Origin of the sequence: Arthrobacter terrae, from assembly GCF_015708085.1 — a bacterium.
Taxonomy (GTDB): Bacteria; Actinomycetota; Actinomycetes; order Actinomycetales; family Micrococcaceae; genus Arthrobacter_M; species Arthrobacter_M terrae.
This window is the reverse complement of sequence record NZ_JADNYM010000019.1, coordinates 24,170-37,909: the sequence shown is the minus strand read 5'-3', so window position 1 is coordinate 37,909 and position 13,740 is coordinate 24,170. Positions and strand designations below refer to the sequence as shown.

Below are 13,740 nucleotides of genomic sequence, written 5' to 3'. Positions count from 1 at the left end.
ACCACCTCCAAGCAGGGTACGCACCGAATACGCACCGAAGGAGCAGAGACGAAAATGACTACCGTTGACAAAAGCCCCTCCGCGTCCGGCTTCGAAACGGCGACCCGGCGAGCAGACACAGGGGTGCCATCCGCGGACCTCAACACCGACACCGATAGCGACGTCAGTACCCATACCCGTGCGGACGTCGACACAAACGCGCTGGCTGCCCTGGACCGTGCCCTCCACCGCCTAAAGGAACTTCAGCACGACGAGGGCTGGTGGCAGGGCGAGCTGGAGACCAATGTGACCATGGACGCCGAAGACCTGCTGATGCGCCAGTTTTTGGGTGTGCGCACCGCCGAACAGACAGCGCAGTCCGCACGCTGGATCCGCTCCCAGCAGCGTACGGACGGGTCCTGGGCCAACTTCTACGGTGGCCCGGCCGACCCCTCCACCACGGCGGAAGCCTACCTGGCGCTGCGCCTGGCCGGCGATGAGCTGCACGAAGCCCATATGCAGTCCGCCAGGAAGGTTATTCTGGAGCACGGCGGTTTGGCGGGCACCCGCGTCTTCACCAGAATCTGGTTGGCGCTATTTGGCGCGTGGAGCTGGGACGAGGTGCCTGCGCTGCCGCCGGAACTGGTGTTCCTGCCACCGTCGGTCCCGCTGAATCTCTATGATTTTGCCTGCTGGGCCCGACAGACCATCGCCCCGCTAACCGTCCTATCTGCTCTGCGCCCGCAGCGTGACCTTGGTTTTACCGTGGAGGAATTGTGCGCGCCGGCTGCCGCGGTAAACCCGGCCCCGGTAAACCCCGCCCCGGTAAGCGCCGCCGCGGGGCCTTTATGGTCGTCCAAGTCCGGTACCTCCCCGTCCCGGTGGTCGGCGAAGGCTGCCCGCGGCCGCCTGGCCACCCGCGGCTTCGGCGCTCTCGATGCGCTGCTGCACCGGTATGAAGGGCTGCTGCACCGGCATAAGAGGTTTCCCGGCCGGCCGCTGCGCACGGCCGCGCTCAAGCGCACCGTCGGATGGATTCTGGGCCGGCAGGAGCACGATGGTTCCTGGGGAGGAATTCAGCCCCCATGGGTCTACTCCCTGATGGCCCTGCATGCCAGCGGCTATGCCCTTGATCATCCGGCGATGCTGGCCGGGCTGGCCGGCTGGGACAGGTTCACGATCATTGAAGACACGCCCGCAGGCCGGCTGCGCAGGATCGAGGCCTGCCAGTCACCGGTCTGGGATACCGCGCTCGCACTCGTGGCGCTGGGCGATGCCGGGATTCCCCCCGGTGATCCCGCCATTGACCGGGCCGCGGAGTGGTTGTGCCGGGAAGAAATCCGCAGCCGCGGCGACTGGGCCGTGCGCCGGCCAGGCACTGCGGCCGGCGGCTGGGCCTTTGAGTTCGACAACGACGGCTATCCGGACATCGATGATACCGCCGAAGTCGTGCTGGGGCTGGCGTGCGCCGAAGCCGTTCCGCCCCGGACAGCGGCCATGTCCCGCGGCGCCGAATGGGTGATCGGGATGCAAAGCCGGGACGGCGGCTGGGCCGCATTCGACGCCGACAATACGCGCGAACTCGCCTACCGGCTGCCGTTTTGTGACTTCGGGGCGGTGATTGACCCGCCCAGCGCCGATGTCACCGCCCACGTCGTCGAGATGCTGGCGCGCCGGGGCATCGGCGACCAGGCCATGCAACGCGGTGTCCGCTGGTTGCTGGAACATCAGGAGGCCGACGGGTCGTGGTTCGGCCGCTGGGGAGCCAATCATGTGTATGGTACCGGGGCCGTCGTGCCGGCGCTGATAGCCGCAGGCGAGTCCGTGGACAGCCCCGCCATTCACCGGGCCGTCCAGTGGCTGTACTCCCACCAAAATACCGACGGCGGCTGGGGGGAAGACCTTCGCTCGTATGCCGACGCATCCTGGGTCGGGCGGGGAGAGTCGACAGCGTCGCAGACGGCGTGGGCACTGCTGGCACTCCATGCGGCACAGCACGACGACGGCGGACCCGCCCGCCACGGCATTGGCTGGCTCGTCGCGGCTCAAAAGCCCGACGGAGGCTGGGACGAGCCGCAGTACACGGGGACCGGATTTCCCGGCGACTTTTACATCAATTACCACCTGTATCGCCTGGTGTTTCCCATCAGTGCGCTGGGCCGCTGCCTGAGGAGGTCGCCACAATGACACCGCAGAAGATGACGAAACTGATGATTTGCGCACCGAGTTGGTTCGAAGCCGCGGCGCTGAGGCGCGTTGTCACGGAGGCGACGGTCTTCCAATGCGGGACCGGGACGAAGGCAGGGGCCCGGGCAGGCGGCTCCCCTGCCGTGCGCGGGGCCGGTGCGCTGGTGGTCGCGGGCATTGGCGGGGGCCTGCGCGCCGACCTGGTTGCCGGGGACGTCGTCGTCGCCTCGGAGGTCCGGGGCGCGGGCGTAACGTATCCGTGCCCCGGCGCCGAGCTGCTCGCGGCCGAACTGCGCAGCCAGGGGCTACGCATTCATACCGGACCCATAGTCAGCACGGACCATGTGGTGACAGGGAAAGAACGCGGGGCCCTTGCGGCCACCGGCGCCCTGTGTGTGGATATGGAATCGGCTGCCGTCCTGGCGGCGGCCCCGGGTACCGCCCGCGCCGTCGTCCGGGTCATTGCCGATGTAGCCGCCAGCCCACTGCTGCGCCCGGCCAGTATGGGACGGATGGGCACGGCCATGCGGGCCCTGGCCCGGCTCGGGCCTTCGCTGGAAATCTGGGGACGGGCTGCCGGACCGCGCCAGGTACTGCTGGCCGGGCCACGGTCCTTCTGCGCCGGCGTCGTTCGAGCCATCGATGTCGTGGACAACGCGCTCGCGCAGCGCGGCGCACCCGTTTATGTGCGTAAGCAGATCGTGCACAACACCCACGTGGTAAAGGATCTGGCGAGCCGAGGCGCGGTCTTTGTCGATGAACTCGATGAAGTACCCGCCGGGTCCACTGTCATTTTTTCAGCGCACGGCGTCTCGCCGGCGGTCCGCGCCGAGGCGCAGCGACGCGGCCTGGACGTCATTGACGCCACCTGCCCGCTGGTCCGCAAGGTCCATACCGAGGTGCGGCGTTTTGCCGACGACGGCGATACTGTCCTTTTTCTTGGTCACGCGGGCCACGAAGAAACCGAAGGCACGATGGGTGAACGCCCGCAGAACACCGTGTTGGTTGAGACCGCCAATGACGCGCGGACGGTGGCGGTGGCGGACCCGGACCGGGTCTCATACCTTATGCAGACCACCTTGGCCGCCGATGAAGTAGCCGAACTCGTCGACATACTGCAGGCCAGATTCCCCGAACTGCGTGAGCCTCCGTCGGACGATATTTGTTTCGCGACCACCAACCGTCAGGAAGCGCTGCGGCAGGTGGCCCGTGAAGCCGGTCTTGCTTTGGTGATCGGCTCAACAAACTCCTCAAATTCACTGCGGCTCGTGGAGAAGGCTGAGCGGATGGACACCCCTGCCCATCTGATTGACGATGTCTCAGACATCTCGCTGCAGTGGCTTATCGGCGTCGACGTTATTGCCCTCACGGCCGGTGCATCGGCCCCGTCGGCAATGGTCGACTCGGTCATCGCCGCTTTGCGCGGCCTCGGACCGGTTGACGTTATCGAACGGCAAATAGCAGAAGAACAAATCCAATTCACCCTACCGAAGGAGGTGCGGTAACCATGACCGTGCCAATGCGTCAGAATCTACGGATGGCCGCTTATCTGGCGACTCAGAAGATCAAAGGCAACAAGAAGTTTCCGCTGCTGGTCGAGCTAGAGCCATTGTTCGCCTGTAACCTGGGCTGCGCCGGGTGCGGCAAGATCCAGCATCCAGCGGACCAGTTGCGTCGTAGGATGCCGGTGGAGCAGGCCCTCGGTGCGATAGAGGAGTGCGGCGCCCCGATGGTCTCCATTGCCGGCGGTGAGCCGCTGATGCACCCCGAAATCGACACGATCGTCAACGAACTGGTGGCGCGGAAGAAGTTCGTGTATCTGTGCACCAACGCGCTGCTGGTGCGCAAATGGTGGAATAAGTTCAATTTCACCCCCTCGCCGTATTTTGCCTTCACCATTCACCTCGATGGTCTGCGCGAACGGCACGACAAATCCGTTTGCCAGGATGGTGTCTTTGACGAAGCCGTGGAAGCTGTTCGATGGCTTAAGGAGCGCGGGTTCCGGGTCACCACGAACACGACAATCTTCAACACGGATACGCCGGCCTCCATCATCGATGTGATGAACTTCCTCAATGACGATCTCAAGGTCGATCAAATGATGATCTCGCCCGCCTATGCTTATGAGAAGGCCCCCGACCAGGAGCATTTTCCAGTGGTGGCCGAAACACGGGAGCTGTTTTCCAAGGCGTTTGCCGGCGGTAACCGCAAGCGGTGGAGGCTCAATCACACGCCCCTGTTCCTGGACTTCCTGGAGGGCAAGCAGGATTACCAATGTACGGCGTGGGGCATTCCAAGCTACTCGCTGTTCGGCTGGCAGAAGCCGTGCTATCTGATGTCGGATGGCTACGCCAAGACGTACAAGGAACTGATCGAAGAAACCGAGTGGGAGAAATACGGCCGCGGCCGCGACGACAGGTGTGCAAACTGTATGGCGCACTGCGGCTACGAGCCAACCGCGGTGATGGCGACGATGGGATCTCTGCGCGAATCCCTTCGCGCCATGCGCGGCTAAGCACTGCGCAGGGAGCGTGTTTGTGGTCCTGTCGTAAATCAGCCCCAGCGCCCGGCAAAGCGGGCATAAGTCTGCGGCGCGCAGGCCTGGACCACGATCGGCAGGCGAAGCCAGCCGGGGACCACCACCTGCGCCCGGTTGTTCTCCAGCGCAAACTTCACTGCAGCGGCAACTCTCGACGGCGGCACGGGACGGGGAAAGCGCCGCTGGTAGGCAACGCCGCGGCGGTTGAAGAAGTCGGTGTCCACCACCCCGGGGATCACCGTCGTGACGCCAATTCCACTGCCGGCCAGTTCGACGCGAAGACTTGAGGCATAGGTGCCAAGGGCGGCCTTGGACGCAGCATAGGCCGATTCCCCCGCTACCCCGAGGACGCCCGCAATCGAGGTCACGAAGACCAGCTGACCGGCGCCCTTGCGCAGCATTGCCGGAAGCAGCGCCTGCGACAGGCGCATGGGCGCCACAAGGTTCAGCCGGAACAGCCGATTGTACTCCTCCTGCCCACCATCGTCCTGACGTACGGCGGCACACCGGTTCCCGTCGCCGGGGACCTGGCCGCCGCCGTCGCGCCGGGTTTGCCCGAGCACCGTGCCCACCTTGCCCATGCCGGCGCAGTGCACCACCACGTCAGGGTTCCCGGTGGAGATCGCGGCGCTGACAAGCCGCTCGACGCCGCCGGCTTCGGCGAGATCGGCGGCGACGGCTTCTCCTCCGGTCAGTGCGGCGATCCGACTGAGCCGGTTGGTATCCGTGCCGGTGAGCAATAGGCTGCAGCCGGCGTGCGCCAGTGCCTGCGCCACAGCCCAGCCGATACCCGAAGATGCGCCGGTGACAAGTACCCGTGCTCCATCGAGTTTCATCGGGCGATCGGTATCTTCACTGGACCTCCGGCGTGTCGGAGTTCTCCCCGCGCATGTTTGCCCCGACCTCCTGGGATCGCTTGGCCAGGAGGACTATGCCGGCAACCATGACCAGCAAGGCGAGCACTTCGATGGTGATCCGCCAAGGACCGCCGCTCAACGACTCACCCAACCACATTGCACCCACAATGATGGAAACGATGGGGTCTCCGACGGTTATGACCGTCACCGCAATGGAGCCGACGACCCCGGCCTGGAAGGCATTCTGGTTGAGCAGGAAACCAGCCGGGCCAAGGACAATGACCGCATACAACTGCCATTGGCTCAGCAGTGTTGACACGTCGCTGGTGACGATGCTGCGGACCAGTCCGGCGGTCACTCCGTAGCAGACTGCCGCCGCCACGGCGAGCGCCAGTGATCGCATGGTCGAGGACAGCCGGGCGGCCAGCAGCAGGCACAGGGCGATAATCCCGGCCAGGACGGCGGCGAGCGGCCACACGGCGCCGGTGAAGTGCGACTGCCCCTGACTGGGGCGGGCCGCTAACAGGAAGGCGCTGATGCCCGCCATCGTCAGCAGCGCGGCGCCCACGAGCGGCCAGTCCGGGGACCGGTGCATTATTTTCGCGGCGATGGCCAGGTAAAACAACACCTGGCTTGCGAGGATCGGCTGTACCAGGCCCAGCGGACCAAAGCCAAGGGCGGTGACCTGCAGAGCGAAACCGAGTGCCCCGAGAATCACGCCCCAGCGGAAGGCCGGGATACGGATCAGATCAAAGAGCAGCTGCGGGCGCAGCGGACCGCTCGGGGGCGCCTGGCGGCTGGCACGGTGCTGGAGCAGACCGGCTGCGCCAAACGATGCCGAGGCGCCGATGGCGGGGAGGATGGCAAAGAGTTCGGCGGTTTGCATATCAGCCCTTCCTGGATCCCGGTGCGGGCGCCCCATTGGAACTTCCGCTGGGGACCGCTGCGGCGGCCTGCACCGCCGACTCAAATGCGTCCGCCATGGAGGCTGCGACGACGGTACGGTCCAGGCCCAGTGCCGGATCGAAATATACGCCAACGCCGATGGTGTCCCCGGCGAGGACCGCGCCAACGGTAAGCGGTACGCCGTCCGTCAACGGCAGCACCGGGTACATGGCCCGCACGCGCGCGCCCGCACACCACCGCGGACCTCGTGCCCCGGGCATATAAGTGACGATGGAATTGAAAAATCTGCGCGTGTAGGCCAGTCGGGCGAACCGGGCGTGCGCGGCGGCCGGCAGCCGTCCCGCCAGCTGCATGACCCACTGGGCCGCCTCGGCTTCGCCGTGCCGAGCGCTTCGGCGAAGCTCGGTTTGCACCAAGGACACCCGCTGCGGCGGCGTCATTGGCTCCACCGGGAGATCCAGTGCGGCAGCGCCCGTCCAGTTGCCGAAAACCCGGTCCAGCCGGGGCGCCCGCATGGCGACCGGAACCATTACCCTTAACGTCGCAGTGTTTTCCGGCGTTCCGTTACGCGCCGTCCCCGCCCGCAGCGATTCATCCCGTGGCCCTTCCGGTAACCCTCCGGTCCGCAACAACCCGGCTGGTCCCAGTACCCGGCCAAGTCCGTCGGCAATGATGGACAGCACGAGTTCGTGCGGATGGGCATGCAGGGAACGTGCGGTTCTCCTTAACTGGGCCGCAGGCAGCGGAACCGCAACGAACTGCCGGCCCTGCCCGGCAATACCGTCCCGGTTCAGGACAGCATGAGGTGGGCCTCCACGGCTTGCCAGGCTCCACAGCCCGCGGGCCAGCAGCCCCGCAGCGTGGAGGGCCTGGGCCGGTGTCCGTTGTGTCGAGGAGGGAATCGCGCCGGTGCGCTCGCGCAGCCTGTCCTCCGGCGCCGGAGTAAGCAGCCGGTCAAGCAGGCTAAGCGCGGACACCCCGTCCCCCAGGGCATGGTGCATTTTGACGGCAAGCACTGCAGTGCCGTTGGCCCGGCCACGGACCAGGAGCATCTGCCACGCCGGCCGGTCCGCGGGCAGAGGTCCGGACCAAAACCCATCGACCACCTCCGCTATTTCTGTTTCCGTTGCCGACGGAGCCACTACAGTCTCGAAGATGTGTTCGTCGATGTTTAGACTCTCCTGCAGGGTCCAACCGGCCCGTGGGCTGCGCTCCAGCCGGCGGCGCAGGGAGGGCAAGCCGCGGGCCGGCCCGGCCAAGGCCCGGCGGAGCGTGTGCACGTTGAGTGTCCTGTCGGGTCCGACGGCGTCCAGGGTGAGGACCGCTCCAATTTCCTGGCGCACGTCCTCGGATTCCACATGCGTAAAAAACTCGTCGGCGGCACGCATCGGCCAGGGCCGCCCGGGCCGGATTGGAGCCGAACGGGGTGCAGCCAGTCGGGTCAGTGCCGCGGGCAGATCCCGCACCTTTCCGCGTTCGCCGGCCTTACGTTCCAGGTCTTCAAATGCCTCCCGATCGGCCACGCCGGTCCGGATGTAGTCCCGCAGGCGTTCCTCATTGGCACAGATATCGGCGAGTCCGCTGACCACCATGAGTTGGGCATTTGCCGCCCCGTGCGCGGCGATCGGGCGGCACATCAGGATCGGTCTGGCGCAGGCCAGTGCTTCAAGCGCCGAGGCGCCGCCGGCGTTGGTCAGGACCAGGTCCGCCGCACGCACGTAGTCTGCCATGCTGTCCGTCCAGCCCAGTGCCAGCAGACGTTCTGCCGGCATACCGAGGTTTTCCAGCCGGATCCGGCTGGCCGTGTTGCGCCCGCAGGCAGCTACCACCTGCACATCCGGGGCGGCTTCGAGTAATGTCCGGACAATCGCCTCCACGTCACCGAAGGCATAGGCCCCGCATGTCACCAGCACCACGAAGGCATCACGCTGCAGGCCCACTTGTGCGCGGGCTGCATTCCGGTCCCCCGGCACGAACGCTCCGATCACCGGCGGAGAACATGCCTCCACGACGGCGCCCGGTGCAGCCGCCTGGCCATGCGGCACGGACACCTCATGCATCACGAAGTTAGCGTCGATGTCGCGGTAAATCCAGAAGGGATGCGGGGCAAAATCGGAGACCCAGGCACCGCAGGGTACGGCCAGGCCACGGTGCCGGCGCAACCATGCCAAGCCCGAAGTCGCCAGCGGGTATGTCGACAGGATCAGGTCCGGATCGAATTTATCGATATGCCGCGCCAGGCGGACCGCGCACCAAGCGCCGGTGAAGGCCTTCGAGGCGCGGGCGAACCACTGATGCCGCCACAACGAAGAGTAAAAAAATTCGTAGAGCCAGGGCGTCGTCTCAACATTCGACACATAGATACCGCGAAAGAGCCGCCCGATTCCCGGACCCAACAAATCATCCAGGGTGTCCAATCGGCGGATTTCACTTCCCGCCCACAGCTTGCGTACGGCCTCTTCCAGTCCTGCCGCCGTGGCATCGTGCCCGCCGCCCATGCTGGCCGATAAGGTCAGGACCCGCCGCGCCGAACTCCCCCCAGCGATCATCTCCAGGGGGTCGGAGTACCCGTGTAGTTCCGCCATGGTGCGATACTATCCCTTCGCTCCGGCCGCCGGTACCCGTCCCCGCCGTTGACTCGGAGCCCAAGTCGGGGCAATATCCAAAGCATGGCGACGAACCCGCCTGGCCACAAGGACGCTTCGGACTCCGCACACGAGCCCGGGAAATCCGCGCGGTCCGGACGATACACCCGGCTCAGGCTCTCGATCGGCCGGCACCCCTCCGATCTGATCCGAATCGTGGTCGCGGGCGTTGTCCTGCTGGGGTGCAGGTACATTGCCCAGACACCCGGCACCAACCCGGTTGAGGCGGCGATCGCGTCCCAGATCCAGCAGTTGCCCAGCCGGCTGGTCTACGGTGCCGAGGTGTTCAGCTGGCTGGGGTGGTGGCCCGGGATCGTCGCCGGAGCGGCGGTGGCCCTGTATCTGAAGCGCCTTCGGTTGGGCCTGGCCTTAGCGGCATCGGGCGCCGCCAGTTGGGTTCTCGCCGTCGTTCTCGGCTGGACGCTGCTCCCGCGCCCCGTCCCGGGTGGTCTTTTGCGCGGCCCCGGTCCCAATGGCTTCGATTTTCCGGACGCCCGGACGGCGGTTGTTGCCGCGCTTGCGTCGGTCGCCGGGCCATATCTGGGCCGTTTCACGCGGAACTTCGGCTGGGTCCTGGTAGTACTGGTGGCGGCGACCGATGTATTCCTCGGACATAGTCTGCCGGTGGATGTGTTTGCCGGTGCCGTACTGGGCTGGGGCACCGGTGCACTGTTCCACATTTTGCTCGGAGCTCCGGGGCGCCGGACCTCAGAGCCGGTGGTCCGGCTTGCGCTGGAGCAGGCCGGCATCACGGGAGCGCAGATTCTCGCGGTTCACACTGGCATGCTTCGCCCCCGGGAATATAAGCTGCTCACCCCGGACGGAAACCGGCTGCAGATGAAAATTGTCCGGCGGCTGAACCGGCGCGCTGGACCGCTGTATAAGCTCCGGCGCACCCTTGCGTCCCTGGAGGTGGAGAATGATCCACGCCTGTCAACTCCCCGGCACGAGGTGGAGCACGAGGCGTATATCACCCTGCTCGCCGAGCGTGCCGGGGTTGGCACGCTGCCGGTCGTTTTGGCCGGCGAAATAGAGCACGGACCACCGTATCTGATCCGCCGTGACATTCCAGGGCGCCAGCTCTCCAGCCTCGAGGCCGGTGACGTCAGCGATACATTGCTCGATGAACTCTGGGCCAACGTCCTGGCAATGGGAGACGCCCACATTACGCACCACGACCTGCGGGCGCAGAACATCCTGATAGACAATGAAGGCCACCCGCACATCACCGACTTCACGTTCAGCCGGATTGGCGGACCCGGCGAACAGCTCTGGCAGGACGCCGCGGAGATGCTGGTATCCGTGGCCTCAGTGGTCGGCACCGGACGCGCCGTCGCCAGCATCCAGCGCTGTCTGCCGGCGCCGGTCCTGCGCGGCACCCTTCCCCATCTGCAGCGCCTGGCACTACACCGCAGACTTCGCCGGCAGCTCCCTTCCGAACGATACTCACTGGCCCAACTGCGTGAAACACTCGCCGAGCGGATCGATGCGCCGATTCCGTCTTTTCGATCGCCAATCCGCCCGACCACTGTCCTCGTCCTGCTCGTGGGTGGCTTAGCCATCTACCTTGTGCTCCCGGAGCTCTCCAACATTGACCAGGTGCTGGTGCTGGTGGACCGCGGCGACCGGCTGTGGCTTAGCATCACCGTTGTGATCGGCTTTTTGGCCATTCTGGCCTCGGCGATCTCGGTGCTCGGCTCCAGCCCCCGGCGGCTGCCGGTATGGAAAACGGTTGCTGTCCAGGTCGCGGCGGCTTTCACCGGCCGGACGACGGCGGCAGGCATCGGCTTCTTTCGGATCAATTGGGTTTTCCTGGAGCGTACGGGTCTGCGCGGCACACACGCGGTGGCCGTTATTGCCCTGAACCGGGTGGCGATGGGCCTGGTGAGCGCCGTGGGCACAGCCCTGGGAATTGTCATCATCGGAACCGCCGTTCCCATCAGCACTGACGCGATTCCGCTTGGCTGGCCGGTGCTTGCCGGCGCCGCGGCGCTGCTGACCGCTGTGGTGCTGTTCCTCGGATCCCCGTTCGGGCAGCGCCGGATCCTGCGGCCCGGGATGACGCGTGGCCGCGAAATCCTCAGTGAGCTCCTGCCCACTCTCCGCCAGCCGCTTAGAGCCGTCCAGCTCCTGGGCGGCTGCAGCGCGTATCTGCTGCTCTCCGCTGCCGGTCTGGCCACAACGTTGGCTGCCTTCACGCCCGACTTTCCCCTGCTTCCGGTCCTGGCCGTCTTTGTCGTTGGTTCCACATTGGGTCAGTTGGCCCCCACTCCGGGCGGTCTGGGAACTGTCGAGGCGGCCGTTATCGCCGGACTGACGGCAATAGGCATCGCGCCGACCAATGCGGTGGCGGCGGTACTTACCTCGCGGGTGCTGACCTACTGGCTCCCCGTGCTGCCCGGAATTGTGGCCTTTCGGATTCTTCAGCACTATAAGGTCATTTGAGGAGGACACAACCGCCGGACGAAACGAGGAGCCATGCGGGTCAACAAGGCGCGGAAGTCACGGATTGGCCTGCGCGGACAGGCCCGGACGCAAACCACGGCTACGGCGCCGGCGAAAACCGGATGGCTCTCCATTGTGCAGCAAAAGACGTTCCGGACGGGTCTGGTCGGCACCCTGGGCGTTGGCGTCGGTATTCTCATCTGGGGAGCGGTCTCCTCCCTCAGCACCGTCCTGAGCTATATCGGGATTTCCCTATTCATCGCCCTCGGGCTTGACCCCGTCGTCAGGTGGCTGGAAAAGCGGCGCCTTCCGCGCCCCGCAGCCGTCGTCGTCGTCCTTGCCGGCCTGTTGGCTGCCGTCGCCGGTCTCCTGGTTCTGGTCATTCCCCGCATTATCGAGCAGACCCGGGATCTGATCGAGCAGGTTCCTGCCATTGTGGCCCAGATCTCCGCGAGCGGCTGGGTCCGGCAACTTCAGGAACTGCTAGGCGGCTTCCTGGACGTAAACTCCCTCGTCAGCAGTGCGGGCACCTTTCTGAGTGACCCGGCGAATCTGGTAGCCATTGGTGGCGGCCTGCTGTCGGTAGGTGAAGGGCTGGCGAACGGCGTGACCGGCCTGCTTATCGTCGTCGTCCTCACCCTCTATTTCGTCGTCTCACTGCGCGGTATGAAAAGATCTCTGTACCAGCTGGTGGCCGCCAGCAAACGGAAAAAATTCGCTGAGGTGACCGAGGACATTTCGGACGCGGTGAGCAGCTACGTCATCGGGCAACTCATTCTCGCCGTGCTCAACGGCGTCCTCTCCGCGATCGTCCTGACCATTGTCGGCGCCCCCATCCCGTTGCTGCTGGCCCTGCTCGCCCTGATTGGTGCTCTCATTCCCCTGGTGGGGACCGTCGTTTCCGCGGTGATCATCACCTTGGTCTGTCTGATCGCATCGCCGCAGACGGCACTAATAGTCGGTATCTACTACTTGATTTACATGCAGGTGGAGGCATACATTCTCACTCCGCGGATTATGAACCGGGCCGTTTCCGTGCCGGGATCATTAGTGGTCGTCGCCGCCATAACCGGCGGCACGCTGGCAGGCATTCTCGGCGCCCTGGTGGCCATACCGATTGCCGCGTCCGCCCTGATCATCATTCACAAGGTCGTCATTCCGCGGCAGAACGGGCGCTGAGGACGGAGGACAACCCGCCGGCACTTTCCCACTACTAATAAGCGCCTCTGCAGCCGTTGGGCTCCGGGAAGATGACGGTTCTCAGGTTGCGGCCACGCGGTTTGGGCGCCGCCTCTACTAGGATAAAAACCCAGATCCCGCGATGAAAGGCTTCCAGCGAATGAGTGACCCGGCGCGGCGCAAGCAACTGGGCGAAAGCGATGCCCCGGTCGAAGACGAAATCCAGGACTCGTTTAAGCGAATCGTGGATGAGGGAGCCCAGCGGCTTAACCGCACCTGGGCCTCCGTCCTCATTACCGGAACCTTCGGTGGTCTGGAAATCGGCTCCGGAATCATGGCATACCTGGCGGTTAAGCATGAAACCGGCAACTCCCTGTTGGCCGGCCTGGCTTTCAGTATCGGCTTTATAGCCCTGCTGCTGGCCAAGAGCGAACTCTTCACCGAGGGCTTCCTGGTGCCGATCGCTGCCGTCGCCGCCCGTGAGGCAAGCATCGGCAAGCTGGCAAAGTTGTGGTCGGGCACGCTCGTTGCCAACCTGGTCAGCGGCTGGGCCTTCATGTGGCTGGTTATGCGGGCCTTCCCGGAGTGGACCGGAACGGTCACCGAGTCCGCGCAGCATTTTGTCGGTACACCGATTTCCGTGCAGAATGTCTGCCTGGCCGTCCTGGGCGGCAGCACCATCACGCTGATGACCCGGATGCAGCACGGCACCGAGTCCGCCGTCGCTAAGATAGTCGCCGCCATTGCCGGCGGCTTCCTGCTCTCCGGACTGCCGCTGTTCCACTCGATACTGGATTCGCTGCTGATCTTCGGCGCGCTTCACGCCGGCGCGCCCATCACCTACCTCCAATGGCTGGGATGGTTCGGCTACACACTGGCCTTCAACATCGCCGGCGGCCTGCTGCTGGTGACCGCGCTGCGCCTGCTGCGCAGCAAAGACCTGATTGAGGACCGGCGACGGAAGTCCCCAGAGGACCCGGATGCGCCACGGTAAGAAGAAAGA

Annotated in this window: 9 protein-coding genes; 6 read left to right on the top strand and 3 right to left on the bottom strand. The window is 65.3% G+C overall.

Annotated elements, in window-relative coordinates; genetic code table 11:
* The first annotated feature begins 54 nt into the window (after positions 1-54).
* From shc to hpnH, 3 genes are read left to right on the top strand one after another with little or no spacing between them, the layout of a single operon-like run.
* Positions 55-2,166: a squalene--hopene cyclase gene (shc, locus tag IV500_RS14635; RefSeq protein ID WP_196397554.1), complete on the top strand. Its 2,112-nt coding sequence runs from the start codon at positions 55-57 to the stop codon at positions 2,164-2,166.
* Entirely contained in the window at positions 2,163-3,671 is a 1,509-nt protein-coding gene (gene ispH / locus IV500_RS14630; protein ID WP_230855013.1) for a 4-hydroxy-3-methylbut-2-enyl diphosphate reductase, read from the top strand. Before shc ends, ispH begins: the two co-directional genes overlap by 4 nt.
* 2 nt (positions 3,672-3,673) lie before the next feature.
* Positions 3,674-4,681 carry an adenosyl-hopene transferase HpnH gene (hpnH, locus tag IV500_RS14625; RefSeq protein WP_196397553.1) on the top strand — a complete coding sequence of 336 codons (1,008 nt, stop codon included), beginning with the start codon at positions 3,674-3,676 and terminating at the stop codon, positions 4,679-4,681.
* Positions 4,682-4,719: 38 nt separating this feature from the next.
* Here the strand turns inward: hpnH and IV500_RS14620 are convergent, their stop codons facing one another.
* The 3 genes from IV500_RS14620 to IV500_RS14610 are packed head-to-tail and all read right to left on the bottom strand — an operon-like array spanning position 4,720 to position 9,053.
* On the bottom strand, positions 4,720-5,541 hold the full coding sequence (locus IV500_RS14620; RefSeq protein ID WP_196397552.1) for an SDR family NAD(P)-dependent oxidoreductase: 822 nt from the start codon (positions 5,539-5,541) through the stop codon (positions 4,720-4,722).
* Between the two features lie 16 nt (positions 5,542-5,557).
* Complete coding sequence (locus IV500_RS14615) at positions 5,558-6,448, bottom strand: DMT family transporter (RefSeq protein WP_196397551.1); 891 nt, start codon at positions 6,446-6,448, stop codon at positions 5,558-5,560.
* Position 6,449: 1 nt separating this feature from the next.
* Entirely contained in the window at positions 6,450-9,053 is a 2,604-nt protein-coding gene (locus tag IV500_RS14610) for a wax ester/triacylglycerol synthase domain-containing protein (protein WP_196397550.1), read from the bottom strand.
* An 84-nt stretch (positions 9,054-9,137) separates the two neighbouring features.
* Here IV500_RS14610 and IV500_RS14605 point away from each other — a divergent pair, with 84 nt between their 5' ends.
* From IV500_RS14605 to IV500_RS14595, 3 genes are all read left to right on the top strand, one after another.
* Positions 9,138-11,558: a lysylphosphatidylglycerol synthase transmembrane domain-containing protein gene (locus IV500_RS14605; protein ID WP_196397549.1), complete on the top strand. Its 2,421-nt coding sequence runs from the start codon at positions 9,138-9,140 to the stop codon at positions 11,556-11,558.
* 33 nt (positions 11,559-11,591) lie between these two features.
* Positions 11,592-12,737: an AI-2E family transporter gene (locus IV500_RS14600; protein WP_196397548.1), complete on the top strand. Its 1,146-nt coding sequence runs from the start codon at positions 11,592-11,594 to the stop codon at positions 12,735-12,737.
* A gap of 160 nt (positions 12,738-12,897) precedes the next feature.
* A complete protein-coding gene (locus IV500_RS14595) occupies positions 12,898-13,731 on the top strand; it encodes a formate/nitrite transporter family protein (protein ID WP_196397547.1) in 834 nt (277 codons plus the stop codon).
* Positions 13,732-13,740: the final 9 nt, after the last annotated feature.